32 protein-coding genes and 1 riboswitch are annotated in these 26,988 nt (G+C 58.2%); of the genes, 6 read left to right on the top strand and 26 right to left on the bottom strand.

Annotation, left to right across the window (positions count from 1 at the left end; genetic code table 11):
• Positions 1-17 precede the first annotated feature (17 nt).
• Genes ACI5FR_RS13980 through ACI5FR_RS13990 form a run of 3 tightly spaced genes read right to left on the bottom strand, consistent with a single transcriptional unit; the run spans position 18 to position 3,821 of the window.
• Positions 18-1,439 carry an MATE family efflux transporter gene (locus ACI5FR_RS13980; RefSeq protein WP_405455169.1) on the bottom strand — a complete coding sequence of 474 codons (1,422 nt, stop codon included), beginning with the start codon at positions 1,437-1,439 and terminating at the stop codon, positions 18-20.
• 1 nt (position 1,440) lies between these two features.
• Positions 1,441-2,436 carry an aldo/keto reductase gene (locus ACI5FR_RS13985; protein ID WP_405455171.1) on the bottom strand — a complete coding sequence of 332 codons (996 nt, stop codon included), beginning with the start codon at positions 2,434-2,436 and terminating at the stop codon, positions 1,441-1,443.
• Positions 2,436-3,821, bottom strand: coding sequence for a family 4 glycosyl hydrolase (locus ACI5FR_RS13990; RefSeq protein WP_405455172.1), 1,386 nt, complete (start codon positions 3,819-3,821; stop codon positions 2,436-2,438). Before ACI5FR_RS13990 ends, ACI5FR_RS13985 begins: the two co-directional genes overlap by 1 nt.
• Positions 3,822-3,996: 175 nt before the next feature.
• On the opposite strand from ACI5FR_RS13990, the gene ACI5FR_RS13995 reads away from it, so the two are divergent.
• Positions 3,997-4,239: a zinc ribbon domain-containing protein gene (locus ACI5FR_RS13995; protein ID WP_405455174.1), complete on the top strand. Its 243-nt coding sequence runs from the start codon at positions 3,997-3,999 to the stop codon at positions 4,237-4,239.
• Here ACI5FR_RS13995 and ACI5FR_RS14000 read toward each other — a convergent pair.
• The 16 genes from ACI5FR_RS14000 to ACI5FR_RS14075 form a co-directional block, all read right to left on the bottom strand.
• On the bottom strand, positions 4,228-4,746 hold the full coding sequence (locus tag ACI5FR_RS14000) for a histidine phosphatase family protein (protein ID WP_405455176.1): 519 nt from the start codon (positions 4,744-4,746) through the stop codon (positions 4,228-4,230). The two genes, ACI5FR_RS13995 and ACI5FR_RS14000, sit on opposite strands and share 12 nt — an antisense overlap.
• Before the next feature lie 23 nt (positions 4,747-4,769).
• Positions 4,770-5,039: a CD3324 family protein gene (locus ACI5FR_RS14005; protein ID WP_405455178.1), complete on the bottom strand. Its 270-nt coding sequence runs from the start codon at positions 5,037-5,039 to the stop codon at positions 4,770-4,772.
• A gap of 3 nt (positions 5,040-5,042) precedes the next feature.
• Positions 5,043-5,966 carry a hypothetical protein gene (locus ACI5FR_RS14010; protein ID WP_405455180.1) on the bottom strand — a complete coding sequence of 308 codons (924 nt, stop codon included), beginning with the start codon at positions 5,964-5,966 and terminating at the stop codon, positions 5,043-5,045.
• A gap of 106 nt (positions 5,967-6,072) precedes the next feature.
• Positions 6,073-6,594 carry a GNAT family N-acetyltransferase gene (locus tag ACI5FR_RS14015; RefSeq protein WP_405455182.1) on the bottom strand — a complete coding sequence of 174 codons (522 nt, stop codon included), beginning with the start codon at positions 6,592-6,594 and terminating at the stop codon, positions 6,073-6,075.
• Between the two features lie 18 nt (positions 6,595-6,612).
• Positions 6,613-6,789, bottom strand: coding sequence for a hypothetical protein (locus ACI5FR_RS14020; protein WP_405455184.1), 177 nt, complete (start codon positions 6,787-6,789; stop codon positions 6,613-6,615).
• A 17-nt stretch (positions 6,790-6,806) separates the two neighbouring features.
• Positions 6,807-7,361, bottom strand: coding sequence for a QcrA and Rieske domain-containing protein (locus ACI5FR_RS14025; RefSeq protein ID WP_405455186.1), 555 nt, complete (start codon positions 7,359-7,361; stop codon positions 6,807-6,809).
• A gap of 26 nt (positions 7,362-7,387) precedes the next feature.
• Complete coding sequence (locus tag ACI5FR_RS14030) at positions 7,388-7,582, bottom strand: hypothetical protein (RefSeq protein WP_405455188.1); 195 nt, start codon at positions 7,580-7,582, stop codon at positions 7,388-7,390.
• A gap of 634 nt (positions 7,583-8,216) precedes the next feature.
• On the bottom strand, positions 8,217-9,332 hold the full coding sequence (locus ACI5FR_RS14035; RefSeq protein ID WP_405455190.1) for an extracellular solute-binding protein: 1,116 nt from the start codon (positions 9,330-9,332) through the stop codon (positions 8,217-8,219).
• A gap of 4 nt (positions 9,333-9,336) precedes the next feature.
• On the bottom strand, positions 9,337-11,166 hold the full coding sequence (locus ACI5FR_RS14040) for an RNA polymerase sigma factor (protein WP_405455192.1): 1,830 nt from the start codon (positions 11,164-11,166) through the stop codon (positions 9,337-9,339).
• A gap of 207 nt (positions 11,167-11,373) precedes the next feature.
• Positions 11,374-12,042: a TetR/AcrR family transcriptional regulator gene (locus ACI5FR_RS14045; RefSeq protein ID WP_405455194.1), complete on the bottom strand. Its 669-nt coding sequence runs from the start codon at positions 12,040-12,042 to the stop codon at positions 11,374-11,376.
• Between the two features lie 32 nt (positions 12,043-12,074).
• Positions 12,075-13,121, bottom strand: a complete 1,047-nt coding sequence (locus ACI5FR_RS14050; protein ID WP_405455196.1) for an ABC transporter permease — start codon at positions 13,119-13,121, stop codon at positions 12,075-12,077.
• Entirely contained in the window at positions 13,118-13,843 is a 726-nt protein-coding gene (locus ACI5FR_RS14055) for an ABC transporter ATP-binding protein (protein WP_405455198.1), read from the bottom strand. The genes ACI5FR_RS14050 and ACI5FR_RS14055 overlap by 4 nt, the downstream gene beginning before the upstream one ends.
• A gap of 136 nt (positions 13,844-13,979) precedes the next feature.
• Complete coding sequence (locus ACI5FR_RS14060; RefSeq protein WP_405455200.1) at positions 13,980-14,273, bottom strand: Dabb family protein; 294 nt, start codon at positions 14,271-14,273, stop codon at positions 13,980-13,982.
• Positions 14,274-14,318: 45 nt separating this feature from the next.
• Positions 14,319-15,233, bottom strand: a complete 915-nt coding sequence (locus tag ACI5FR_RS14065; RefSeq protein ID WP_405455202.1) for an NHL repeat-containing protein — start codon at positions 15,231-15,233, stop codon at positions 14,319-14,321.
• Positions 15,234-15,315: 82 nt separating this feature from the next.
• Positions 15,316-15,630, bottom strand: coding sequence for a DMT family transporter (locus tag ACI5FR_RS14070; protein WP_405455204.1), 315 nt, complete (start codon positions 15,628-15,630; stop codon positions 15,316-15,318).
• Positions 15,630-15,995 (bottom strand): DMT family transporter, encoded by a 366-nt coding sequence (locus ACI5FR_RS14075; protein ID WP_405455205.1) that lies wholly within the window; start codon positions 15,993-15,995, stop codon positions 15,630-15,632. Before ACI5FR_RS14075 ends, ACI5FR_RS14070 begins: the two co-directional genes overlap by 1 nt.
• 80 nt (positions 15,996-16,075) lie before the next feature.
• A riboswitch (guanidine-I (ykkC/yxkD leader) is annotated at positions 16,076-16,186 on the bottom strand.
• 166 nt (positions 16,187-16,352) lie between these two features.
• On the opposite strand from ACI5FR_RS14075, the gene clpP reads away from it, so the two are divergent.
• Complete coding sequence (clpP, locus tag ACI5FR_RS14080; protein WP_405455207.1) at positions 16,353-16,937, top strand: ATP-dependent Clp endopeptidase proteolytic subunit ClpP; 585 nt, start codon at positions 16,353-16,355, stop codon at positions 16,935-16,937.
• A 75-nt stretch (positions 16,938-17,012) separates the two neighbouring features.
• Here the strand turns inward: clpP and ACI5FR_RS14085 are convergent, their stop codons facing one another.
• A complete protein-coding gene (locus ACI5FR_RS14085) occupies positions 17,013-17,705 on the bottom strand; it encodes an RNA polymerase sigma factor (RefSeq protein WP_405455209.1) in 693 nt (230 codons plus the stop codon).
• Between the two features lie 179 nt (positions 17,706-17,884).
• Between ACI5FR_RS14085 and ACI5FR_RS14090 the strand changes: the two genes are divergently transcribed.
• Entirely contained in the window at positions 17,885-18,586 is a 702-nt protein-coding gene (locus ACI5FR_RS14090; protein ID WP_405455211.1) for a glycosyltransferase family 2 protein, read from the top strand.
• A gap of 64 nt (positions 18,587-18,650) precedes the next feature.
• On the opposite strand, the gene ACI5FR_RS14095 is transcribed toward ACI5FR_RS14090, so the two are convergent.
• The 3 genes from ACI5FR_RS14095 to ACI5FR_RS14105 all read right to left on the bottom strand — a co-directional run bounded on the left by ACI5FR_RS14095 (position 18,651) and on the right by ACI5FR_RS14105 (position 22,205).
• Entirely contained in the window at positions 18,651-19,904 is a 1,254-nt protein-coding gene (locus ACI5FR_RS14095; RefSeq protein ID WP_405455213.1) for an FAD-dependent oxidoreductase, read from the bottom strand.
• A 102-nt stretch (positions 19,905-20,006) separates the two neighbouring features.
• Positions 20,007-20,891 (bottom strand): AraC family transcriptional regulator, encoded by an 885-nt coding sequence (locus ACI5FR_RS14100; RefSeq protein WP_405455215.1) that lies wholly within the window; start codon positions 20,889-20,891, stop codon positions 20,007-20,009.
• A gap of 105 nt (positions 20,892-20,996) precedes the next feature.
• Positions 20,997-22,205 carry an MFS transporter gene (locus ACI5FR_RS14105; RefSeq protein ID WP_405455217.1) on the bottom strand — a complete coding sequence of 403 codons (1,209 nt, stop codon included), beginning with the start codon at positions 22,203-22,205 and terminating at the stop codon, positions 20,997-20,999.
• A gap of 147 nt (positions 22,206-22,352) precedes the next feature.
• On the opposite strand from ACI5FR_RS14105, the gene ACI5FR_RS14110 reads away from it, so the two are divergent.
• Positions 22,353-22,511: a hypothetical protein gene (locus ACI5FR_RS14110; RefSeq protein ID WP_405455219.1), complete on the top strand. Its 159-nt coding sequence runs from the start codon at positions 22,353-22,355 to the stop codon at positions 22,509-22,511.
• An 87-nt stretch (positions 22,512-22,598) separates the two neighbouring features.
• Here the strand turns inward: ACI5FR_RS14110 and ACI5FR_RS14115 are convergent, their stop codons facing one another.
• On the bottom strand, positions 22,599-22,931 hold the full coding sequence (locus ACI5FR_RS14115; RefSeq protein WP_405455221.1) for a hypothetical protein: 333 nt from the start codon (positions 22,929-22,931) through the stop codon (positions 22,599-22,601).
• Positions 22,932-23,078: 147 nt separating this feature from the next.
• On the opposite strand from ACI5FR_RS14115, the gene ACI5FR_RS14120 reads away from it, so the two are divergent.
• Together ACI5FR_RS14120 and ACI5FR_RS14125 are read left to right on the top strand one after the other, a co-directional pair.
• Positions 23,079-23,993, top strand: a complete 915-nt coding sequence (locus tag ACI5FR_RS14120; protein WP_405455223.1) for an AraC family transcriptional regulator — start codon at positions 23,079-23,081, stop codon at positions 23,991-23,993.
• Positions 23,994-24,079: 86 nt separating this feature from the next.
• A complete protein-coding gene (locus tag ACI5FR_RS14125) occupies positions 24,080-25,318 on the top strand; it encodes a winged helix DNA-binding domain-containing protein (RefSeq protein ID WP_405455225.1) in 1,239 nt (412 codons plus the stop codon).
• Here ACI5FR_RS14125 and ACI5FR_RS14130 read toward each other — a convergent pair whose 3' ends face one another.
• Positions 25,319-25,666, bottom strand: a complete 348-nt coding sequence (locus ACI5FR_RS14130) for a YkgJ family cysteine cluster protein (RefSeq protein ID WP_405455227.1) — start codon at positions 25,664-25,666, stop codon at positions 25,319-25,321.
• Between the two features lie 28 nt (positions 25,667-25,694).
• Positions 25,695-26,978 carry an aspartate aminotransferase type Ic gene (locus ACI5FR_RS14135; protein WP_405455229.1) on the bottom strand — a complete coding sequence of 428 codons (1,284 nt, stop codon included), beginning with the start codon at positions 26,976-26,978 and terminating at the stop codon, positions 25,695-25,697.
• Positions 26,979-26,988: the final 10 nt, after the last annotated feature.

Below are 26,988 nucleotides of genomic sequence, written 5' to 3' on the forward strand. Positions count from 1 at the left end.
TCAAGTGTTAAGAAGGATCAGATCCGAATCGTCTTCCACCGGCCCAGCCGGAAACGGCGATAGATAAGCAGCGATCGGGCGAACTGGTCGCAGGCGACCGCAGTCCATAAGCCGATCATGCCCCAGTGGAAGACATAGACGAAGATTAGGCTGAGCAGCACGCGGACGCCCCAGACGCCGACGACGGCCGATACGAGCGGATACCGGGTCTCCCCGGCTCCTCGCAGCGCGCCGGCCAGCACGAACATCGACGCCTGCGACATCTGGATCAGCCCAACGATGCGCAGCGGAAGCGTACCTTCGTCGATGATCGCCCGATCGCCGGTATACAGCATGAGGATGTACGGGGCGAACAGTACGAACAGCGCGCCCATGATGCCCGCCACCCACATGCCGTAGCGGCGAATCTGCATCGCGTACCGCTCGGCGAGCTCCGTCTTCCCTACGCCCAGCGCTTGGCCGACGAGCGTGGAGGCCGCGCCGGCGAACGCCATGCCGGGCATGAACGACAGCCCGATGACGTTCGTGAGCAGCTGATTCGCCGCCACGGCCGTCGTGCCTAAATTCGCGGCGATCATGACGAACAGCGTGATGCCGAGCCGCATGACTAGCTGCTCCGCGCTCGTCGGCAGCCCAATCTTCAACATGCGGCCGATCATCGCGCGATCGAACCGGAACAGATCGTGCCGGTTCAGCCGCACGGCGAACTTGCCGCTGAACATGACGTAGAGCATCGCCGTCATCGCTCCGCTCTGGGCGATCAATACCGCGAGCGACGCTCCGGCCACCCCGAGCCGGGGCAGCCCGAGATGGCCGTAGATGAGCAGGAAACCGAGCAGCGCGGAGGCGAGCCCCGTCAGCACATTGACGCGCATCGGGGTGCGCGTATCGCCGGCTCCGCGCAGGATGGACGACAGCGACGAGGAGATGGCCGAGAAGCCGATGGCGGCGAAGCTGATCCGTGCATAACCGGTTCCATAAGCGACTACCTCCTCCTGGGCGCCTATGAGCCGCAGCAGGTCATCCGCGAAGCCAACCGTGAGGATGACCAGCAGCACGGACAGCATCGCGTTCAGCAGCAGCGACTGTCCGGCTGCCCGGTTGGCCTCCTCATGGCGGCCTGCCCCGACATTGCGGGCGACGATAACCGTCGTGCCCATATTCAGAGCGGCGAAGCAGACTGTCATGAGCAAATACGGCTGGCTTGTTAAGCCAACCGTAGCTACCGCATTCGCCCCGAGCCGCCCGACCATGATCATGCTGATCATCTGCGTCATGTTGAGCATGATCATCTCGGTCAGCGTGGGACCCGCCAATTGGAATATTTTGCTGCGTACCGCGCCGCCGTCGTTCGGATCGACAAGCACGGCCTCGCTCACCTGGCGCCGACCGGTTGCGGTATGCTCCGGCGCCTCCGCCGGTTTACTGTCCGCGCTCATCTTATGCGTTCCCCAAGATGCGCTCGATCGTATCGAGCTCCTCTTGTGAGAAATCGAGCCGCTGCAGCGCACCGACGACGTCGTCGATTTGATGTTCCTTGCTCGCGCCGATGAGCGCCGACGTCACGCGCCCTTGCCGCAGTACCCAAGCGATCGCCAGTTGCGCAAGCGTCTGACCCCGTTCCTGCGCCAGCTTGTTCAGGAGACGCGACTTGCCGAGCTTCTCCTCCGTAATGTCCTCCCGCTTCAGGAACACGCTCTGCCCGGCTGCACGGGAATCGGCCGGAATCGACTCCAGGTACCGATCGGTCAGCAGCCCCCGAGCGAGCGGACTGTAAGCGATCGAACCGACGCCCTCCTCCCCCAGCACCTGCTGCAGACCGCGCTCGAACCGCCGCTCGTACATGGAGTAGTGGACTTGATGGATGAGGCACGGCGTCCCGAGCTCGCGAAGAATCGTGACCGCCTTCCTCGTTTCCTCCGGACCGTAGTTGGAGATGCCGACGTACAGCGCCTTTCCTTGACGAACGGCCTGGTCGAGCGCGCTCATCGTCTCTTCCAGCGGAGTCTCGGCGTCATACCGGTGGGAGTAGAAAATGTCCACATAGTCGAGTCCAAGCCGCTTCAGGCTCTGATCCAAGCTGGACAGCATGCTCTTGCGGGAGCCGCGCTCACCGTAAGGCCCCGGACCCATCCGGTAGCCGGCTTTCGTCGAGATGATCAGCTCGTCCCGATACGGAGCCAGGTCCGCCTTCAGGATGCGGCCGAACGTCTCTTCCGCCGATCCCGGAGGAGGCCCATAGTTGTTCGCCAAGTCGAAATGCGTGATCCCGAGATCGAATGCCCGGCGCACGAGCCGCACCCCATTCTCGATCGTGTCGACCCCGCCGAAGTTATGCCACAAGCCTAGCGAGACGGCCGGGAGCTTCAAGCCGCTCTTGCCGGTCCGATTGTACGGCATGGAGTCGTATCTAGCTTCATTCGCCGCGTACACCATTACAGCTCCCACCCCTTCAAATAAGCTTTCGTATTGCCCAGCATCGTCTCGAACAGCTCTTCCGCCGGACCGATGTCGATTGTGACGAGAGGGTCGTTCACGAAGGCGCTGAACGCCAGCGCCTTGTCCCGCTTCAGCGCCGCCTTCAGAATCGTCTCCTGGTTGAGCACGTGACGCATGACGAGGCTGTTCACCTCGACCGGCAGCTCCCCCGCATGAACCGGACGCAAGCTGTTGCCGGAGAACGCGGCATTCGTCTCGACGACCGCTCGGAGCGGAACGCCCTGCATCTGTCCGACGTTCGGCAAATTCACGTTCGTGACGAACGGCTGCAGCCCGATCAGCCCTTTCAGCTGGCGCACTTCTTCTTCCCCGGACGCCTTCAGCACGAGCTTCTCCTGGCCGCCGATCAGTTTGTTGTACTGCTCCTCGGTCGCCTTATGTTTGTCCACTCGGCTAGGGACTGTCGTGAGCCCGAACTTCCAGGCGCGCACCGTCTCCGGGTCTTTCGTGTACCACGGCGGCACGAACTCGGCCAGATGGCGGTCGCCGGCAGCGGCGATGAGGCCGTAGCGTCGGAACAGGTCGAATTTGACCCGGTTGGCGGCCGTATACGTGTTCGTTTTCCAGGCGTCCTTGTTGTGCTCGAAGCCTTCCTCGTAATATTTGTCCACGAATTGCCGGTACAGCGGGAACAGATCGACGTTTTTATAAGTCGCTTGATCGATCCACGTGAAGTGGTTGATGCCCAGCACGTTCACCCGGATATCGTCGCGGTGCAGCTCCTCGATCCCTTCCAGGTCGCGGAGCATCCGGATAAGCAGCCCCTGGGTGCCGAAGATCTCATGGCAGCAGCCGAACGCCTTGATCTTCGGGAACACCTCATAGAGCGTACGGGTGCACAGCGTCATCGGGTTCGTGTAATTGAATACCCATGCATCCGGCGCGTATTTCTCAATCGCTTGAGCGAACTCGACGTACATCGGGATTGTTCTAAGCGCCCGCACCAACCCACCCGGTCCGGTTGTATCGCCTACTGGCTGATAGATTCCGTATTTCTCCGGCTCATGCACATCGGAATGCATCTCCGCGAACGTGCCGGGCAGGATGGAAATGAACACAAAATCACTGCCGGTCAGCGCATCGGCGAGCGTCTCGTACGCCTCGTACATCCACTTGGATTTGGCTTCGGCATAGTCGGATACCGAGTTGCCGAGTTTCTCGTTCTTCTTCGCCTTGCCGTAATCGAGGTCGTACAGCCGCACTTTCCCCGACAGCTCTTCGTCGAGCGCGAGGTCGGCGATGAGATTTTTGGCCCAATACATCGAACCGCCGCCAATATAAGCGATCTGAATGTCGCTTGCTTTGCCGTTTGAGAATTTCATAGTGTTCCCCCTCCCGCTAAGTCGACTTCAGTATAAGGAGGAATGGGCGGACACGGTATGGGAAAACTTGAGGGGAGGCTGTGATTTTTTACGGATTCCGCATTATCACTGGGAAAAGAAACTTCCGGGCGGTTTCAAGCGTATCGTAAGTAGACAATGATTGGAGGGACGCGCGATGAGTGTAGAGGCAACGATTCAGGAGAGATTCAAATGCGTCAAATGCAGCGGTACGAGCTGCCGGACGAAGGAAGTGGCGATGACCGGCACCGGATTGAGCAAAATGTTCGATATCCAGCACAACCACTTCCTGTTCGTCTCGTGCGAGAATTGCGGGTACGTAGAAGTGTACAATCCTAACATTCTGGAAGGCAAAACACGCGGGCAGCTTGGGACGGTTATGGATATTTTATTCGGCTAGGTGCGAGGTATCATTGTATGTATGCAGTCGAACTCGTTCCTCTTCCATTTCGATTACCATAATGCTGCCTTCTCCAACCGGGCCTAGCTCCGTACTCCGCTTTTGATCGTTCGTGTCCAATAGGGTGTCCGCGATCAATCGGATCAAATTCCCGTGGGTCACGAGCACTACGTGGTTATGTTGCAGCGGGAGATGGCGGAGCCAGTCTGTCAATGCGATCAGCTGCTGCCGTTTGGCTTCAACCGGGCTGCTCGAGAATATTTCTCTCAGTAGCGGCTGTACGCTCCACTCGCATTGGATGTGCGCTTGCAATCTTTCTGCTGTCTCCAAGGCACGGGCAAAATCACTCGTATAGAGGGCCGCAACCGGATTTTCTTTGAGCCTCCGCGCGACCTTCTCCGCCTGCTGCCGGCCGGTGCTGCTTAAGGGGGGATCGTACTCCCCTCTTAAGTTGCGGTTCGTACTGGTTGATTCATATAGACCGTGCCGTATGAAATAGAGGTGCATAACCATCGCTTCTTTCTGGAAAGTTACTCCCTATGTTCTTCGTACAAAATGCCCCGAATCCGTTCTTCGCTTAGGTGATACCTTTCCGCCAGCTCGGCAATCGCGATCCCATCCATATAATGCTGGACAATGTCCTTATTCCGCCGTTCCAGCTCGGCACGAGCTCCGCTCCGGGCGCCCCACTCCGTTCGCTCCGTCTGGGGAATGTATAGATGCTCGCCCCGAACGTATTTCTGAATTTCACGAATTAAGCTTTCCGGCAGCACATCGCGTGCATTGCGATACCTCGACATCGTTCATTCCCCAATCCGCTTGCCCAGGGCATAAAAAGTACTCTGAATCTCATCGAAGCCTTCCCGCACTAGCAAGGTAAAGATATCGGGGCGTTTCAAGGACTGGAGCGAGTTCGCCGCATGCAGCTCCAGCTGTTTCATCGAGTGCAGCGCAGCCTGGAGAAACCGCTGCTTCTCTTGTCTCGTAAGTTCGAACTGAGGTCGGAAGTGCATATTGAACGCGGCTGCCGATAGCGAGCTTCCGTCGGGTCGCGACTTTATTACTTTGTAATAGGCAAACCCCATCAAGGTTTGATCGGCATTGCGCAGAGTTAGCATTACGTTTCTCGTCTCGGCGCGCTGATACTGGTGTTTGAATATAATCGCATTCTCGCCATTCTCATCTTCCATCATCATAGCGGCCATTTCATTCAAATCCAACGGCTCCGGTTGAATTCCTGTGGTGTCCAGTTCGGGCGGGGCCTCCCAGTCACGCAGCAGTAGTTTGGTGGAGACACGCATGTATTCGTCTTGCGGCCGGAAGCCGAGCTGCTCCAGGAGGGCGATCTCCGGGTTGCGCAGCTGGCCGAATTCCGTGAAGGCAAAATAGCCGAGTCCCCGGCCCCCTCTCTCCCGAACCAACTCCATAATCGGTTCGAGCAGCGCTGCCAGCACCTCCCGCGGATTCGGTTCGGATGGGTGAATCGCATAAACGAACACGCCATCCAGACCCCTTCGTTCGAAGCCGATGAAGGCGATCATCTCCGATCCCGAGACTGCCATATACCCGATACGCTCCACTTGGTTGGAGAAAAACCATTTCCCGATGTTCTCACAAGTTTGAGGAAAAAACATTGGCGGGCGGGCGTTCGCCAGCAGCAGCTCGCGGATTGGCCCGAAATCGTCCTCCGGCTGAATTTCTCTAATCTTCATCTCGATTCGTGACATGCTATCCCATCTCCTTCACATTGGATGATTCAAGTATGTCACGCCCGCGGTGCCGGTGAAATCCCGATCATTGGTGTAAAAAAACTCAAACAAGCACGGATACCGGCTAGAAAAAAGTTGCAGGGTACAACAGCTCGCCCGTCATCCCCCTGGACTCGCCCTCACCCGGCTTCAGCTCCCGCACCATAAACACCTCGTCCGACACCGGGAATTGCTTCAACTCGAACCCAAGCCGCCGGGCGGAGGTAAAGCCAAACTGCGGGTAATAGCTCGGGTGTCCGATCAGGAACACGTGCGAAAAGCCTCGTTCTGTGCAGCGCCTAAGTCCCTCCCGAATCAGCTGACCGCCGATTCCCTTGCGCTGGTGCCCGGGCAGTACTGCAATAGGGGCCAGTACGATCACCTCGAAAGGATTAACCTCATTCACGACGTCCGCAAGACTGAACAAAGCGTGTCCTGTCACTTGGTTCGCCTCCACCGCCACAATCGACAAATCCGGGATATATCGCTCCGAGCCCCTGATCCTCTCCACTAGCCTGGATTCCTGGTCTTTGTTCATGAACGCCGCATCGTGCAGCCGATATATAGCTTCGTGATCTTCCGTTTTTTCGGTACGAATCTCGACCATCGTTATCCCTCCGACTGATTAAAGTCGACTCTTAGTCTTTTCTTCGATGTATAAATCCAACGCGCGAATCCCCCGATGGGCCAGGCGAATAAACAACACCAAACAGTAAACACCAAGCCCGGTCAAAATTAGATAAAAGAAAAAAACGAATGTGCTGAAAAAACCGATATGAACAGCTGAACTAGTTGCTCCCATGACCTTTCCCTCCTATGCTAACGATTCGACTCTCCCCTAATAGGTGCCAAAATGTTGATGTACACATCGCCGCCCGCAATATAAGGCTTGTATGTGTCCAGCCCCGGAATTCCGAATTTACGGATCGAATTCCCCCTCCTGCTAAACTCAGCCAAGTGGCAGGGACAGCGGAAATACAGCGCCTCGCCATCCTCGTTCCACTCAGCTTCCGGAACGGGTTCAATCGTACATCCTAAGTGTGTGCATACCGAAGAAAGGATGAGTAGGCTCCCGTTCTCCTCTATCGTAACGTAGACTGTGCCGCTCTCACTTTTGTCAACCCATGCATCCTTATAGTTCGCTGTGTATGAAACGCGCACAAACCCCTCCCGGACCGACAGTTCCTCCACACTCCCGAGCCGAACGAAGTTGCCGGGCAGCTCCGCGGCCCGTGTCTCATCGTGAAGCGCTCCGTAGACGAATAGTCCGCTGCTCCCCGCGAGCAGTCCAGCTGCTCCAAGCGCCAGCTTGCCGGATGTCTGGAGGAAGGTCCTTCGAGTCAATCGCTGGGGTAACCGTTCGTTCATCGCCATCTTGGCTCCCTCTCCTTTCGATCCCGTCAATCGTCCGATTTCAGATACAACAGCAGGGCCAAGAACGCAACGCCCAGACAGGGCAAATAATATAAATGGGCGGACTCTTTGGACAACCCCCACCATATCTTGCCTCCGCCCGTCATCTGCGCGGTTGTGCCGATGAAGAAGAGCGCCAACAAGATGGAGCACACGACGAAGAACATACTGAATTTCCGCAATTTCGCTCCTCCTTTCATCCCATGATCTCCTAGTTTAGACGCGGGTTACCAGTAGAAGTTGCACGCAATAATGCTTCACCGGGCGCTGAAAACGGTGTTTTGCCCTGCATGTTTGTCCATACAATTCCTATGCATCCGTCATAGAATATAGCAATCCAACTGAAAGGGTGATAGATATGATCATAAGCGGCCTTAGGCTCGAGCTGTTCTCCGGGATCAACTTTACGAACCGGCGAATTGTTTTTAAGCGTGCCGGCGTAGCGGTCAAAGATTTGGGTGCATTTCGGTTCAATAACGTCTTGTCGAGTTTTCGTTTAAGGAATAATACAATCTTTCCGGTGACGCTCGTTTTGTTTTCTCAAATCAACTTCCAGGGTGAATTTCGCGTATTTCGCGGGGCCCAAAATGTGGCGAACTTAGGCAATTTCAATTTCAATAACGTAACCTCTTCTTTCATTCTAGTAAGAAGCACCCTCACAACTGCCCAAATACAATTCATCCAAAGGACCGGCGTCCTTCCTTCCGGCATATTAGTCATCAAGCAATAGGTTTAACGAAAAAAGGCACAGGGATGTGCCTTTTTTCCATGAGGGGCACCATAGGCTGCCGTCTCCGGCAGCCTTCGAGCTCCATTTTACGCAAATCGGGTCCAGGAGCGCAACGTGTGGGCGACGTCCGCCCCCTCCTTGATCAGCTTAAGAATATCATCGTTGATCAACTGACGGGAAGAATTCCATTTCTCGCTCAAATAATACCCGCTGGCTGTTACATCGTCCAGCTCCTGCATATAGCGCGACCATATCCGGTGCTCGGTAAGGCCTCTGGCCTTTGCTTGGGATCGCGTAAGCGGTAGCTGCCACGAAGGCAGTTCCAGTACGTAATGGCGCAGGAACTCCCATGCGAGCCTTGGGTGCTGCGACTTGGTCGTGATGCCGGCCCCGCCCATATAGATCATGTTCGACCGCTCGCCTCCCGGCATATGAGGCAGGCCGACGACGCCGAACTGATCGTCCAGCTTATGCTCGATCAGCCAATCCGCGAACCACATGAACCCGCAGACCATCGCAAAGCCTTCATGCAAGTGACCGGCGGCCGAAGGCTCATCCGGCAGACGAATGACGCGGTGCACACGGTGGGCCTCGACAATCAGGCGGTACGCTTCAATCGTGGCCGAACTGTCCACGAACCCTCTGGCCGTAGTGCCGTCCGGCGACAAGTACCGGCCCCCGTTCCGAAACACGAACGGTTCGTACCACTCTACGTCCAAGCCGATCCCGAAACCGAACTGCCGGGCTACGCCATCCTCATTGCGCAGCGTGAGCGACTTGGCCAACCGGATGAACGCCTCCCAAGTCCAGTCCTCGGTCGGATAAGCCAGGCCCGCCCGATCGAACATCTCTTTCTTGTATACGACGAGAGGCACGCTCATATCGACGGGCAGACCGGGCAAGTTGCCTTTGTGCCGGGCGATCCGCATCGGACCGGCGTATAGATCCGCTTCCAGGCCCGGGGTCTCGGCTACATATGGATTCAAATCGACGAATAAGCGCTCCCGGTTGTAGAGCGACCACCCGCCGGATTCGATAAGGTCCGGAGCCTCTTCGGACTGAAACGCTCGCAGCGATTCGTAGTGATCGGTCGACTGCTCGATCACAATCGTAACGCCCGGGTTCGCCCGCTCGAACGATTCCTTGGCCGCGGCGATTCGGTTTACATTTTGAAATTCGGTCATAAATCTCAATTGGGTCATCTACTTATTCCTCTTCTCCTGTCAAGATGGTCATACATTTCTCCAAGTATCCGACGGCTGCGCTCTCGAACGTACGGGCTTGCTCCAGCTTGACCGCGCATCGTTCCCGCAGTTCCGCCGACAGCACTTCGGACGAACGTACGAACGGGACGAGCTGCTTCAGCTCATCCAGGGCGTCCGCAGCCTGCTCGTACGCCTCCGAGGCGAGCAGGGCGAGCCGCATCGGTTCCTCCTCGAACGGAACGCTTCTCACAAACTGCGACGCGAGACGCTTAGTCTCCGCATAGACCGCCGTGAGGTGTCCCATGCCGTATCGGTTCGGCGCGACGTTAGGACTCTTCAGATGGCCGATCCAACGGTCATAGGCGGCGAGACCGGACGTGTAAGTCAAGTAAGAGGTACGGGGCCGATACTCACATCCTCGGCGCGCATACCGAATCGCGTACCGGATCGTGTCCATCGCGAGATTACGGGCCGCATTGTACCTTTCCTTCATAGCATAAATCGCGGACAAGCCCGGCGGGTTCGCTTCCGGATCCAGCCTGCTCCCGAGTCCCGCCAGGAAGCGAACCGGATTGTCGACGAGCTCCTCGTACGACAACCGCTTTCCCTCCGGGAACATAGGATCAGTCAACAGGACGCATCTCGCCTCGTCGTCGTAGCCGTAGATAAGCGACCACTCATGGACGAATGGACGCGAGACGAGCGTGTCGAAGTATAACACCGGCTTCTCCAGATCGATATGCTTGCGGATGAACGGGACCACCGCTTCCTCCATTCTAAGCACGATGGGGAATCGCTCCACTGCGCCGAGCAGCGGCACCGGCGAATCCCCGAGTTGGCCGCAGAGCACATTGACTTCGAACCCTGCTCGCTGCATGACGTTCCGGATCACGGCTTTCCAATCGAAGACGAATAGGCTGTCGGCGAACGTCGTCCGGTCCGATACTTTCATGCGAAACGCAATAGTGGACGTGCCCATCAATTCTGCCGCGCCGATCGGCTGGCCGGCTGCAGCGAGCATCCGTCCCATGGCAGAGGCTAACGTAGAGAACACCGGCCCTTCGCGCCATTCCGGCAAGGCAAGCTGCTTCCGCCTCCCCATTCCGGTTCCCTCCTTCTTTTGCGAGACTAGGCCTAGAGAGACGCGGACATGCTCCTGGCGGAGCTTCTGCCGAGAGCGATGGATATAGGTGTAGATCGAGCCGGTAGACATGTGGTACATGGCCGCAATCTCATCCGGACTCAGCTGGCGGAAGAAATAAGCCTGGAAGATCGCCCTCTCCTTGCGGCTCAGGCAATGCAGGAGCGCATGGATCGTCTCGTACAGCTCCTTGCGCATCAGATGCTCCGCCGGATCCTGTTCACGGGACGCCGCATCGGCCGCCGTCTGAGCCAAGTGAAACAGGATGCTGTCGAGATCGTCCCATTCGACCGCAGTGCGGCCCGCGGCCGAAGCGGACGAAGGGGAGGCCCCGATCGACGTGAACGGCTTCTCGTGCCGGTGCGGGCCGCCCCGGCGCAGCCGCATGTTCGCCTGGTTCCGGACGATCCGGTGGAACCAGGGCAGGAACCGGCTCGTATCCGTCAGCGAGCCCAAGTGCAGGAACGTGCGGATGAGCGCATCCTGCACGATGTCATCCGCCATATGCGGATCCCCCGTCATTCGCGCAGCCCAGCCATGCGCCCTGTGCCGGTGACGCTCGATCAGCTCGCCGAACGCTTCCGTATCCCCTTGCTTCGCCCGCTCCACAAGCAGACGGTCCTCCTGAATCGACTCGGCCTCTTCGTCCTGCGCCTGCCGGCTATTTTCTGTCTGTGGATCTGCTCCCATATATCCTCCCTCACGTCACCTTGGCCTATCTATAGAGATGCCGGCGGACCCGCTGATTTGAACATCGCGGCTTCGATTTTTTTCAAGTATTGTGCTAGTGGATCAATTTTCGACATCTGGGTGCCTTTTCCTTCCCATAAAAAAAGGACCTCGGGGGCAACCGCTCCGGAGATCCTTCCTTCTGTTGTTCCTATAGCTGCAGTTTGGTTAGCTGGATGACGCCTTGTTGCTGACACCCGACATGACGAACCGCACCATCAGCTCCACCTCAGCCTCGTCGTCCGTGATGAAGTCTTCCCGCATCACGACGAATCGGATCGCGAACTGACTAATGATAAATGAGAGGATCATGCGAATGAGCGTCGGGGTAGGGATGTCCACGAGCTCTCCATTTGCCTTAAACCGCTCGAGCGCTTGATGAAAATGCTGGAACACCTCGCGGCCGAACAAGGAGAGCAGCTCGTTTCGGAAGTCTTCCCGATACAGCAGCTCCTTCACGAAAATCTGGAAAAGATCCTTGTTCGCCTTCAGAAACTCAAGCCGGTTCCGAATCAGGGCCCGCAGCAAATCCTCGAACCGCTCGAAACCGCTCGGCGCTAGCTGCTCGACGAACTCGTGGGCCACCATGGGCAACGAGTTTTTGAGAAACGGCAAAATGACCGACAGCAGCAAATTTTCCTTCGTCCCATAATGCCTGAAAATAGTCGCTTCCGCTACACCCGATTTTTTGGCGATCTCGCTCGTGGACGTATTGGCGTAGCCTTTTTCCGCAAACATGGCGATAGCCGTTTCGACGATTTTTTGCTGCTTTGCCGTTTCTTTCTTGGACAGCTTCACTTGAGCGATAATCGTATCCAACAAATTCGAGGTTGTCATGCTGCATCCTATCCTTCTCACACAGCTGTCCGTTACAGCTTGCGATATTTCTTCAGGGCGAGCGTATTCAGCGTCACGAAGACGGCAGCGTACAACACGAGCGCCAGCAAGTCCCAGGCGATATCGCCGATCCCGAGTCCTTTGTACATAACGGACTTAAGTGCATCCGCCCCGTAATAAATCGGCATAATCCGACCGATCGCCTGCAGCCAGCCCGCCATATCCTCCACGGGAAAAATACCGGCAAAAAACACTTGCGGAATGACGACGATCGGTATAAATTGTACCATTTGGAATTCGGACGAGGCAAATGTCGACAACAGAATGCCGAGCGACAGCGCGACCAGCGCCATCAGCAGGTTGATCAGCAGCACGTTCCAAATCGAGCCGACCAGCGTCATGTCGAGCACCGTGGTTGCGTAAAGCACGATGATGCACGTCTGGATGACGGCGAAGATCCCGTAGCCGATCAGGTAGCCGGTAATGACCTCGCTGCGCCGTATCGGAGTCGACATGAGCCGCTCCAGCGTACCGGTTGTCCGTTCCCGCAGGAGGCCGATCCCGGAAATCAGGAACACGAAGAAAAAGACGAAGAAACCGACCAGCACCGGACTGACCACATCGAAGAAGGTCGTTTCACTATCCCCGTACACGTATGTTGTGGACAGTGCCGGCAGTTTCAGACCGGGTACGGCTCCGCCTCCGATAGCGGCAGCTAAGCCGCTCAAAGCCTGGGTCGCCTTCATCTGCAGAGCACGCGACTTGGTCGGGTTGCTGTTCAGCAGCGTCAGCTCCAGTCCGTTCCCAGTCTTCCTGAGCAGCCCGTCGAGCTTCTCGTCGAGCAGCGTCTGCGTATCGGCGTCGGCATAGCTCGTGACGGTCAATCCGCTCTTCGCCAATGCTTCCGCGATGCTCGGATCCACGCCCACTACGCCCAGCTTGGGATCGGCACTGTTGCTGTTGAACAGCACATACATGAGCGACAAGACGAGGAGCGGCGCGACGAACAGCAGTCCGAGCGTCCGCTTATCCCGCAAGAGCTGCTGGGCAATTCGCTTGATTAAGGCGGCTGTTCTCATCGGCCACTCCCTCCTGCCTGCAGGAATACGCCTTCCAAGCTATCCGCGTCATACAGCTTCATCAGCGAATCTGGCGTCCCATGCGCGATGATCCGCCCTTCCCGCACCATCGCCAACCGGTCGCACCGGCCTGCCTCGTCCATGACGTGGGTCGTAACGAGAATCGTCTTCCCTTCCCTCTCCTTCAAGCGGATAAGCTCGTTCCAGACTTGCAGCCGCAGCTCCGGATCGATGCCGACTGTCGGTTCGTCCAGGATGAGCAGCTTCGGGTTTTGAATCAGCGCGATGGCGAGCGACAGCCGCCGTTTCATGCCGCCGGAGTACGCCCCGACCTTCTTGGACAGCTCGTTCGTCAGCTTCACGAGTTCGGCGGCATAGGCGATCCGCGCAGCTTGCTCGGCCTTGTTCAACTTGAACAGCGAGGCGAAGAACTTCAAGTTCTCCGCGCCGGTCAGCTCCGTGTACAGCGCATCGGATTGGGCCATATAGCCGATGGATTGCAGCAGATCCAGATTCGGCACCTTCGTGTCCAGCACGCGCACCGTGCCGGAATCCGGCAAGTCCATCCCGACGAGCAGCTTGACGAGCGTCGTCTTCCCGGCGCCGGACGGTCCGATCAAGCCGTAGATTTGACCGCTCTCGACCTCTAGACTCACATGGCGGAGCACAGGCCGGGAGCCGAAGCTTTTGCTGACGTCCTCTACCTGGACGGTGAGATTCACGGGGAACTCCTCCTTCTTATTTTTGTGAGTAACCACTTACTTTTTTGAGTATACCGCACTTCCCCTTGACCTGAAAAGAGCAAAAAAGCAAGATCCGCACCTCTCGGCGCAAACCTTGCTCTCTCGCTGAACCTTTTTATATTTCAATATCTGCAATTATGCTGTCGACTCGTCCTACCTCGCGGATAAACGCCGCCACCGCCTGATGCTCAGGGTTCGGTCCGTATGCCTCCAACGCGGCCCGATCCTCGAATCGAACGGAGAGCAGCACTTGATACCCTTGGCTTTTCTCCGAAAAGTTAATTCCGGCCTGCAGGTCTACGACGCCCTTCAAGTGGGGGCGAAGCGCCCGGAACCGGGTCACTACTTCGGTGAGCTGCTCCTGGGTCGTGGTCTCCGCGAATTTGACAAGTACGATATGATCGATCATGCGAATAAGTCCTCTTTTCCCGATTGAATAAGTCGTCTGACCGCCCTATTGGCGAATCAGCTTCGTGATGCGTCCGTCCTTCGTCCACTCGGCCACATAGACATTATGCTGCGAATCGACGCATACGCCATGCGGAGAGCTGAATTTGTTCGGACGGAAATAGTCAAGCGGCAAGTTCGGCCACCCTTCCTTCTTGTACGCTTGCTGGTCCTCGCCCAGATGGGTAATGAGCCGATCGTTCTTGTCGAAGATCGTAACCCTGCTGTGGAGATCCGGGAAGAACACTTCGTCGCCGTCGTAGTAAAAGCTGCACGGCATATCCATGTCGTCGACGATGAACCTCTTATGTACCCCGTCCAAGGTGAACACCTGGATGCGGAAGTTGCCGCGATCCGCGACGTACAGCTCCGGTTCCGGCCCGCGAAGGTCGATCGAGATACCATGAGGGCACTTCATACGCCCCGGATCGGAGCCCGTTCCGCCCCAAGAGCGGATATAACCGCCGCGCGCATCGTATTGGTGAATGTAGTGCTGGCCATAGCCGTCCGTCACATAAATGTCGCCGTTCGGAGCTACGCAGACGTCGGTCGGGACGTATTTGCGGTCCTCGCTGTACACATCCGGGAGATCCGGCGTGCCAAGTGTAAGCAGGGCCTGCCCGTCGGTGGTCAGCTTCTCCATGACACCGCGCTTCGTATCCGTGATATACAGGAATTCCTGCTCGCCTTCCTTGTGCAGGTAGAACCCGTGAGCCCCGCCCTCGAACTGCTCGCCCCACGAAGTCAAATACTCGCCCTGGGCATTAAACTTCACAACCGAAGGCGTCCCGGTGTGGAATACGTACACATTGTCTTCACCATCGACGACGATGCCGTGGGTGTACCCAAGCGTCACACTTGACGGGACTTTCGCCCATCCTTCCGCGACTTCATACACGTGCGTGCCATTCCCGACTCTCATCTTCCATTCCTCCCCATCCCAATAATGGCTTTGGAAGCCGTTACATCCCCTTTATTGTACATAATGCCGGGCCATTTTGCACCTATGCAATTGCTTTTAGTACGACCGCCGACCCTAAAATAAGCACGATGAACAACACCCGCTTCCAATTCCGCGACTCCCCGTAAACCCACATGCCGAGCAAAGTGCCTCCGGCTGTGCCGATCCCGGTCCAGATCGCGTACGCCGTCCCCATCGGCAGTTCTTTCATCGCAACCGACAGACAAAAGAAGCTGAGCGCGAAGCCGCCCGCCAAGAGCATCATCGTCGTCCATCGGCGGTCCCTCACCCAGCGGTTCATCATCGAGACCCCGAACACCTCGCATAATCCGGCTAAAATCAAAGACGCCCATGCCATTAGGTACCCGCTCCCTTCTCCTGTGTTTCGCCCGTTGTATTCTCCTCCGACTCCTTGGAGCTCATCTTGAGCCCGATAACCCCGACCAGCAGGACGAGGAGCAGGATGAGCTTCAAAGGCGTCCACGGCTCATGAAAGATCAACAAATCGACGCCGACCGTCCCCGCCGTTCCCAAGCCGACGAATACGGCGTATACCGTCCCGACCGGCAGCTCCTTGCTGGCCGACATCAACCCGTAAAAGCTGACTAGAATGGCGATCCCCGTCCCGATCCATTCCCAGGCCGTCTCGGCGTGCTTCAATCCGATCACCCACATTACTTCGAAGATGGCCGAACCGAACACATACATCCAATTGCGATTCATGCTGACTCCCCCCAGACTTAAATTACCCCACAAATTGGAACAAATAAAAAAGCGCGAGAGATACCGTCCAATGGACGATGTTCTCCCGGGCTTTTGTCCCTCCGTGTATGCGCGGCCGGCGGCGGCCGCGTGTCTCCCCTCGGACCAGGCCGGCTCGCCGTAGCGGCCGCGGAACCCTAGGAAACAGCTTGTGTTCAATTCCCTACATGTTAGCACACCGGACCGCGGGTTTCAACCCCTGGAAGATGAGCCTCACCTGCGCGCAAATTCGCCGCTTGAAGCCCCGTATCCTTTGACTCCCCCTCTTCGTCTTCCCATTGAGTTCTGAAACTTCCAACCCCATCAGGAGGTGCTTCCATGAGCACATACATTCCTTACGTCGTCGAACAATCGAACCGCGGAGAGCGGTCGTACGACATTTATTCCCGCCTGCTGAAAGACCGCATCGTCTTCCTCGGCTCGGCCATCGACGATCCGATCGCCAACAGCATCGTCGCGCAGCTGCTGTTCTTGACGGCGGAAGATCCGGACAAAGACATCTACATGTACATCAACAGCCCGGGGGGCTCGACCACGGCCGGCTTCGCCATCTATGACACGATGCAATACATCAAACCGAAGGTGCATACGATCTGCACCGGGTTCGCGGCTTCGTTCGCGGCGATCCTGCTGCTCGCCGGCGCGAAGGGCAAGCGGTTCTCGCTGCCGAACAGCGAGATCATGATCCATCAGCCGCACGGCGGCACGCAAGGCCAGGCGAGCGACATCGCGATCAGCGCGAATCGCATCCTCGGCATCCGCGAGCGGCTGAACCGCATCACGGCGGAACGCACGGGCCAGCCGCTGGAAAAGGTCGCGATGGATATGGACCGCGACTACTTCATGTCGGCAGAGGAGGCGAAAGCGTACGGCATCATCGATGAAGTGATCGTCACGCTCTGAGGCCGAAACTGCAACAGGCTCTTGCCCGCTTCCCGCGGTGCAAGAGCCTGTTGACTTTCCGTGCGCGGAGGGCAGTTAAGCCGCCATCCGGGCCGGGTCGCTCGCGCGTATGCGCCGCGCGGTCTGGGGCGCCTGCCGAATGCGCGTCTCAGCCAGGCGGATGGCCATAATCGGCTCGACGTCGCCGCGTTGCGCCAAGCGGACCAGCGTGACCACGTCCCCGGCGAGGTAAGCTTGCGCCAGCGTATGCAGCCAGGCGCGCATAGGTCCCTCGAGCGGCATCTCCGGCTCATCGTCCCGCAGCTCGCGCCGGACCTCCTCCAGGGCGTGCCGCGCACGATGCAGCGCCGCCTTGACCGCGCCTTCCGTCGTCTCGAGCAGTCTCGCGGTCTCCGCGGCGGTGTAGTCCAGCACGTCCCGCAGCAGGAATACCGCCCGCTGCAGAGGGGACAGATGGCGCGCCAGCGCGTGGAACGCCGCCTCGAGCTCGAACAAGGCGCCCGCCTCCTCCTGCTTCCGAGGCCCCTCGGCTTGCTGCAGCGCCGATGTCTGAACTCCTTTGCGGCGCAGCCGGTCTACCCAGGCATTCCTCGCCACCCGCAGCAGGAACGCCTCCGGATTCGGATGGCCGTCCCCCTGGATCGTGCGGATCGCCTTCACCCATGTATCTTGAACCAAATCTTCGGCTTCCCATCGATTCCCCGTGAGGGATTGACAGTAACGGCTAAGCGCAGCCTGCAACTGCGTCGTCGTATCGGACACGATCATTCGGCATCTCCTCCACTACAAGCGTGATTACGGTCTTCTAATCGGTAGACGAATGAACTCTCCTATAGGATACGCTGGAACCAAATTTATTTTTCTTATTTTCGAGGAGGCGGGTTTTTGACCAGACACGTTTGTCCGGATGTTCATAAGATGGGATAACGAACAAAGGGGGGGACATTTTGACTAAAGCAGGAGTGTCGATTATCACATGTACGAACCGCCCCGAATTCATCGACAATATTTTATCCAATTACGGCGATCAACGCTACCGACACAAAGAATTAATTATTATCCTCAATAACGATCGTCTGCGATTGAGAACATATCGCCAAAAGGCTTCCGCTTATCCGAACGTATCCGTGTATCAGGTACAGGAGAATGTTTCGTTAGGCCAATGCTTGAATTGCGGCATCTTCAAAGCCAAATTTCCCCTGATAGCCAAGTTCGATCACGACGATTATTACTCTCCGTACTATTTGCGGGAACAGGTCAAGGCGCTCGTACGTAAACGAAGCTCGGTTGTGGGCAAACATGCGTGTCTGGTCTATCTGGCGGCAAGCAAGAGACTGATCATCCGCTCTCCCCGCGAGCAGCATAAATTTGCGGATTTCGTTCAGGGAGGAACGATCCTATTCCGGAGAAGCGTCCTGAAGCACGTATGGTTTCCCGATGTTTCCCTGGGCGAAGATGTGAGATTTTTGAGGAAATGCCGCGAAAAAGGGTACCCGGTATACGCCGCCTCGCCTTATAACTACGTCTATATTCGCAGAAAGAATAAAAGCACGCACACATGGAAGGCCAAGGACCGTTACTACTTAATGGGCAGCCAACCCGTCGCGGTGACGAAGAATTATCGTAAATTTGCGGATCGGAAAGTATAGAGGGATTATTAAAGGCCGCCGGATCATTATCGAGATCGGGCGGCCTTCTTCGTCTACTGCCGGATTACTTGACGAACACGACGTTCATCTCCTGCAAACCGTCATGCAGGGCTTGCATCGGGATGCTTCTCACGTCGCACGCCTCATCCATCGCCAGCGTGGCGGCGATGCCGGCTGCTTGCCCGAGGGCGTAACAGGTCGGCTGCACGCGCATCGACGACATGGCCACATGTGTGGCCGAGATGGAGCGCCCGGCAACGAGCAAATTGTCAAGTTCGGCGGATACCATGCAGCGATACGGGATGTCGTAGCCGCTCACGTGGCGCTCGTCGGTCGTCTTCTTCCCGTCAGGGCTGTGAATATCGATCTCATAGTTCGTCTGGGCCACGACATCCTCGAAACGGCGCCCCCCTACGACATCCTGCTCGGTCAGGGTGTACAGCCCGCGAATCTGATTCGTCTCCCGCACCCCGATCTGGTTCGCCACATGAGACAATACATACGTCTCGAAGCCGTTGCGCTGCAAGTAGTTAACGATGGAGAACACTTGACGCAGCGATTCCATCTCGGCATAATTCACGTCTTCGATCTTCGCTCCGTTGCCCTTCACCCGCGTCATGTTCACGAGCAGCGTGCCCTGCTGGTTCCGTTCCCAGAACAGATGCCGGCCCTGCGGCAAATCTTCCTTGCGCTCGTAATAATAACAGCCTTCCGGCAATATCGGCGTCACCGGCTTCCCGGTGTTCTGCATCATGAACATAAGCGTCATCGGCTGCGTCAGCCCGTCTTCGTCCCGCCCCGACGTGTAGGGGACGCCGGCGTCGATCGCCACCCGGGCATCCCCCGTGCAGTCGATGAATTGCCGGCCCTCGAACGCGACCAAGCCCTGCCGGGTGGAAGCGATGACGGCCTTGATCCGCCCCCCCTCGCGGACGGCACCGACGAATTCGGTGTGATACATCACCCGGACGCCTTCCTTCTTCATCTTCTCGTTCAAATAATGCCTCAGGATGAACGGAGAATATTGCGGAGCGATCGAGGTGTCGTGCTGCTCGGGCAAATAGTCCGCCAGCACTTCGGCGATCAGCTCGCGATAGATACCGGTGACATTGCCGATGGGCATGAAGATGCTTACGTTGCCGAGCGTCCCCATCCCTCCGAGCTGCGCCGACTTCTCGAGCAAAATGACTTGCTTCCCCCGCCGGGCCGCGCTGATCGCAGCCGCCGTTCCGGCCGGTCCGCCGCCAATGACGACGACATCCGCCGATGCGTAAGGACGGACCTCTCGTTTCAATTCATAAGTAACTTGTTCGCTCACCGTATCCCTCTCCCTTATCTACTAATCCTAGATTTAGCATTCTCGCTTCATTATAGGGGGCCGGGAATCGGAATGGCTATGTCAAAATGCACTCGGCTTTTATCAAAACGTCTTGTCCTGCGTCGTGTTTCGGAGCTGGCTGGGCGGAAACCCGAATCGGAGTTTGAACATCTTGGAGAAATGATGCACGCTCGAGAAGCCGCAGCTGTCGGCGATCTCCTGCAGCGGCAGCGCCGTACCCCGCAGCAGGTCTGCCGCGGTGTCCAGACGCAGACGAAGCAAATATTGATGCGGGGCCGCGCCGAACTGCGTTCGGAACAGCAAGGAGAAGTACGAACGGGACATATACGCTTTGCGGGCCATTTCCTCTACGGACAGCGTCTCGGCCAGCCGGTATTGCATGTAGGCCGGCACCCAGGACAGATCGGTCAAGCTTTTGCGCTCGCCTGAGCCGGGAGAGGTCGTGTCTTTAATGAGTTCGATGAAGAGTTCGGCCGCATGGAGATGCGCCTGCAGCAGGTCGATCGCCGTCTTGCGGCTCCATAGCTCGATGAGACTCCCGAGCGTCTCCTTCATCCAATCCGGCTTCGAGGGCTGGAGCAAGACGGGCACCGAGACGCCCGCGAAGGCAGCAAAAGAAGGCTGCAGGTGTTCGACCGGAGGGGACTGCCCATCGTCGACGGTGATGACCATCGGGAGGTAATCGTTCCCTGCGGCAGGGAACAGATCCACATGCAGCGCCATTACGCTGACAGCGGATAACGATTCGATCTGATGCACGACGCCCGGTTGGACGAAGAGGAACGTGTCGGGTGTGACGACGAAGGCGTTCTCCTCGATCGTCAGTTTGATCGTCCCTTTCTGCATATACAGCAGCATGTAGTCGGTAATGATCCGGCGCGGCGTCTTCCATAATTTATAGTCCAGAATATCGGCATATTGAATGCAAGGTCTGAATTCTTGGGTCAGCGGCGGGTCGGGAACCATCGGAATCGCTCCTTCGGACATATCGTTCGATCCAGCATGTCCTATTATAAACCGAACTCATTTCCCTTTCGAGTGCCCCGACCCGATAATCGAGCTCGCCCGGGCCTACTCCACCGGCTGTCCCTTCGTCTCTTGGCCCAGGAACAGGACCGCCATGGCTCCGATGACGATCGCGGTAAAGAAGATCATGAAGATCGCCCCGACAGCCATCTTGCCCGCCACCAAGTACCCTACCAAGTAGGGGCCGATGATCCCTCCGATGCGTCCGAACGAAGCGGCAAAGCCGGAGCCGGTCGCGCGGATCGCAGTCGGGTACAACTCCGGAGTATAGGCATACATCGCACCCCAGGCACCGAGGTTGAAAAAGGACAAGCACATGCCGGCCGCAAGCAGCATCCCCTCCGTCCAAGCATTGCCGAACCAGATCGCACAGATGCCGGTCCCGAGTAAGAAAACGGCCAACACGAACTTACGGCCCGTCTTCTCGATCAAATACGCGGCCGTGAAATAGCCGGGCAGCTGGGCGAGCGTAATGATCAGGACGTATTGGAAGCTTTTGACGAGCGTATAGCCCTTCATCACCATAACCGTGGGCAGCCAGAGGAACATCCCATAGTAAGAGAAGACGACGGTGAACCAGAGCACCCACAGCATGAGGGTCGAGCGGCGATACCGCTTCGACCAGAGCGCGGCGATGCGCTCGCCGAGCGGCCGGCGCTCCTGCAAGCGCGTGTAGCGCGGCGGGTCCTGAATCGCTCTTCGCAGATAGAGTGCATAGATCGCGGGTACGGCGCCGATCGCGAACGCCACCCGCCACCCGTAATCGGGAATGACGAAGTAGGCGATGAGCGCCGCCGCGATCCACCCGACAGCCCAAAAGCTCTCCAGCAGGACGACGGCTCTCCCCCGCTCGCGTTCGGACACCGTCTCGGATACGAGCGTAGTGGCGACCGGAAGCTCTCCCCCGAGGCCGAAGCCGGCGACGAATCGGAGCAAGCAGAGAACGGCGAAGCCTGTCGTCAGAGCGGAGAGCCCGCTGGCGGCGGAGAAGATGAGCAGCGTCCACAGCAGGACGGCGCGGCGTCCGTACCGGTCGGCCAGCGATCCCGCGACAGCCGCTCCGACTGCCATGCCGACGGAGTTGATCGCCGTCAGCAGGCCGATCTGCTGCGGTCCCAAGTGCCATTCCGCGGCGAGCGCGGCCACGATGAACGAGATGAGGCCCACGTCCATAGCGTCGAACATCCAGCTCAGTCCCGCGCTGAGCAGCAGCTTCCTCTGTTTCGAATGTTGCAGGATTGCGGCTTTGTCCATGAGCGCCTCCCAATCGACTTGTTTGCTAGCACCATCATCTCCTTTTCCCGTGCGGCCTATACTTTCGCCCTTTTAACGAATCCGGATTCCGGGTAATATGAAGAGAAGCCTTGCTCAGATTTACCATATGAACAGGAGGTCGGAGCGATGAAAGTGATGATTACCGCAAAGGAAGCGATGGACAGAGGCATTTGGCCGGAGGTCATGCGGCTGTTCGGAAGAGACCAGAAGGATGAGATTTGGCCGAACGAGGAGTTTATATTGACCGAGGAGCAGGCGAAAAGGCTTGGGCTCTTGAAAGGATAAGCGGACATGCCGTATATCCATGTGAAGAGCCAGAGTCGACTCTTTGAGCGACTGCTGGCCTTGTGTATTTCCGGTGCGTGCGTGGGATCAATAAGGGATTTTTTTGCAATATCTTCGCATGCATTCGAACGTAAGCCAGACCGCCGCATCATTGCGCATTTTGAGCGTCAGCTCCTGCTCCTTGTCGACCGTAAGCTTCAGCTGCGAATCCAGCATGTCTCTCATGTTCCCCCGAATGTCCTGAATATTCCGGATGTAGGGCATGTAGTCCTCGATGAAGCCATCGGCTCGATCGCGGCTCTTGCTTAGGATCGATTCGGCTTCGCTCTCCGAGATGTGGTACGTTTCCTTCAACAAATCCTTGATCTCGTCGACCACTTCGGTCCATTCCCGCTCCGTGACGAATTGAGACAATCTCATGCCCATCCCTCCTTGTCAGCCTACGCAGCACAACTCCGTACAACTCCGGACCTGATTATCCTTAGTTTATCAGTCTGGGATAAACAATAGTTATAATCGAATGTTACAAAATGGCACTGTATTGCTATAATGGAAGAGATGTAAACGTTGTCATACAGAGGTGAGAGCATGCGGGTGGATGATTATATTCTGGATGGTCGGCATATGGAGTACCGGTATCGCCATGTTGCGAAAAAGGATTATGCGGGATTTTACCATTACCACCGGGGGATCGAGCTCCTCATCGTTCATCGGGGCGAGGGCCACGTGGTCCTGAATCGGAAAATGTACACGCTCGGGCCGGGCTGCATCATGTTCGTTCAGCCTTTCCAGCTGCATCGCGTGCATTTCGACGTCAGTCCGCTAACCCCCTACGAGCGTACGGTGATTACATTCGAGCCGGCCTGGTACTTCCCTGCCTTTCAAATGTTTCCCGCCTTGCGCCGCTTCTTCGAGCATATGTGGAAGGACGAGCTGGCGGTTCAGGTGTTTCAGACGGAGCCCCAGTCCGGTGCATCGGCTGGTACCGGGATCGCTTACTTGGACGCACTGCTCGCCCATTACGCCCCCCATCTGTCTAGGCGTGGAGCGGCGGAGACCGAGCCGGTGGAACCGGCGTCGCTTCTGCTCTTGGCCCTCTTCGACTTTCTGCAGCCCATGGTGGCGGACACGGACACCGCTCTGCGGGTCCCAAGGCCGGAGCGGCATGTGGAGAAAATCATGCAATGGATCGAAGAGCATTACGCCGAGCCGTTCGATCTGGAGACGCTCGCGAGCTCGCTGCATCTGTCGAAGCATCACGTCTCGCATTTGTTCCGGCTCGAGACCGGCAGCAGCCTGACGGACTACTTGATCGCGCGCCGCATCCGGCAAGCGTGCTGGCTGCTCAAGACGGAGTCCATCTCGATCGAGCAGGTCGGCGCTAGCGTAGGCATCCCGAACTTCTCCTACTTTTGCCGGCTGTTCAAGAAGAGCACCGACATGACGCCGAAGGAATACCGCCACCATGCGATGCTGAATTAAGGCGCCGATCGACTGACAACCGTTGTCAGGAGACACCAGTATAATGGGAATATGAATAATGACAGGAACATTAGGAGTGTGTGAGGATGGACAGCAAAACTCTTGCAGGGGTTGACGCCGGCATTAGCGGGTATGGCGGGAATGGCGAGTATGACGGGTATGGCCGGAATGGAAGGCTCGTCGGGGGCGACGGACCCCTGGAGCCGACCCGGGAGGGCGCGCGCGTGTTGGGGCGCCGGGCGCTGAACCGGGCGCTGCTCGCCCGGCAGCTTCTGCTCGAACGGTCGACGCTGCCCACGCTCGAGGCGCTCGAGCATCTCGTCGGCCTGCAGGCTCAAGCGCCCCATCCGCCGTATTACGGCTTGTGGGCGCGGCTCGCCGGCTTTCGCCAGGAGTCGCTGGCGAACTGCATGTTGGAGCGGAGCGCGGTGCGTCTGTCCCTCATGCGCTCCACGATCCACCTCGTCAGCGCGCGGGACGGCTCCGCGCTGCGGCCCCTGCTCCAGTCCGTGCACGAGCGCGGACTGAACGGCGCCTACGGCCGGCAGCTGGCCGGCCTGGACATGGACGCGCTCGCGGGCGAGGGCCGAGCGCTCGTAGAAGCGCAGCCGCTGACGCTCGGCGAGCTGGGCAAGCGGATGCGCGAGCGGTGGCCGGACCGGGACGCCCATGCGCTCGCGATGGCGGTGCGCACCGCCGTCCCGCTCGTCCAGGTGCCGCCGCGCGGCATCTGGGGCCAGAGCGGACAGGCGGCGCACACGACCGCGGAAGCTTGGCTCGGCCGCACCGAGACGCCGGCCGAGCTGGAGGAGCTCGTCCTGCGCTACTTGGGCGCCTTCGGGCCGGCCACGGTCAAGGACATGCAGGTGTGGTCGGGCCTCACTCGCCTGCGCGAAGCGTTCGAGCCGCTCCGGGACCGGCTGCTCGTGTTTCAGGACGAACAGGGGAACGAGCTGTTCGACTTGCCGGATGCGCCGAGGCCCGATCCGGACACGCCGGCTCCACCCCGATTCCTCGGCGAGTTCGACAACATGCTGTTGTCCTTCGACGACCGGTCCCGCATTATGGCCGAAGCGGACAAGCCGCGCGTCTTTACCGAGAACGGCATCATCCGGGCGACGATCCTGGTTGACGGCTTCGTCCGCGGCCTGTGGCGCCTCGAGGCGAAGCGCAAGGCGGCGGTGCTGGAGGTCGAGCCGTTCACCCCGCTCTCCGAGGAGGATCGCCAGGCAATTGCAGACGAAGGCGAACGGCTGCTCGAGTTCGCCGCCTCGCAGACGAGCCCGGATCAGCGAACCGTTCGGTTCGTCGACCCGGGCTGCTAACTACTTGAAATCGGCCCACGTGAAATCAACCGACAGGATGCCGGCCGGGGCGGCCTTCGCAACCCACGGCTTGCCGGCAGCCGCCTTCGGGTTGCGGAAGCAGACTAGGTTGCTGTGCAAGCCGAACGCCCGGCAGATCGACGGACGGAAGGCATGAATGCCGCACTTGTCGCCTTCCGCGTCGTAGAATATGCATGTGCCTCGCAACCGCTGCTGCTGTTCGAGCTCCGATCGCTTCTTGGCCGGCATCGCTTTCACCTTGCGCTTGATCTCCTTCAGCTCCTGCTCCGTAACCGGCACCGGGCCGCAGCATAAGCCGCGGCACCCTTGGCAGGGCAAGCTCTCCATCCGCCCGCCTCCTCTCTCATCTGTCCGCTCATCCCGCGAGCAGCCGCTTCACGCTGACGAGCCGGACGCACAGGCACAGCACTTCCAGCGCGCGCCCCAGCTCCGCCAAGGACGGGTATGAAGGTGCGATCCGGATGTTCCGGTCGCGCGGGTCGTGCCCGTACGGGAACGTAGCCCCTGCTTGGGTGAGCGTCACACCGGCCTCGGCGGCGAGACGGACCACTTCCTTGGCGCAGCCGTCCAGCGTATTCAGGCTGATGAAATAACCGCCGTTCGGCTTCGTCCATGTCGCGATCCGTTTCCCGCCGAGCTCGGCTTCCAGCGTTCGCAGAATGAGCTCGAACTTCGGCCGAAGAATGTCGGCGTGCTTGGCCATATGCTCCAGAACGCGCGCCTTTGTTTGAAAAAACTTCACATGACGCAGCTGGTTCAGCTTGTCTGGCCCGATCGTCTGGACGCTCAGCTGCTTGCGGATCGTGTTCAAATTGTCGACGCTCGCTGCCATGACCGCCACGCCCGCGCCGGAGAAGCTGATCTTGGACGTCGAGCTGAAGATGAACACCCGGTCCGCATTGCCTGCGTCTTTGCACGCTTCCAGCATATTCCGAAGCGGGTCCGGCCGGTCGGTCAGATGATGCACCGTATAAGCTTCGTCCCAGAACACGCGGAAATCGGCCGCTTTCGTCTTCATCGACGCCAGACGGCCCACCGTTTCGTCCGAGTACGTACCTCCGTCCGGGTTGCTGTATTTGGGCACGCACCAGATCCCTTTGATCGAATCGTCCTCGGCCACGAGCGCCTCAACCCGGTCCATGTCCGGTCCGCCTTCGACCAGGTCGATCACGATCATCTCAATGCCGAACAGCTCGCAGATGGCGAAGTGCCGGTCATAGCCCGGGCTTGGGCACAAAAATTTCACCTTCGGCAGCCGGCACCAAGGCAGCTCGCTTCCGCGCACTCCGTGCAACATCGCCCGGGCCACGGTATCATGCATCAGCGTCAGGCTGGAAGTACCTCCAACGAGAATCTCCTCCGGGCGGACGTCCAGCAGCTCGGCGAAGAGCTCCTTCGTCTCCGGCAGGCCGTCGAGCCCGCCGTAATTGCGGGCATCCGTACCATCCCTTGCGATCCAGCCTCCTGCGGAATTCACGGCGTCTAACAGGCCGCTCGACAAGTCCAGCTGCTCCGGGCACGGCTTGCCTCGCGACATATCCAGCTTCAGCTTCCGTTCCTTGCACACCGCATATTGCTGCTCGAGGCTCCGCTCGAAGTCCCTTAGCTCCTCCATGCTTTTCGTTTCGTATGCCGACATGTAATAGTCC

It is taken from the genome of Paenibacillus sp. HJGM_3 (assembly GCF_045062745.1).
Classification (GTDB): Bacteria; Bacillota; Bacilli; order Paenibacillales; family NBRC-103111; genus Paenibacillus_AA.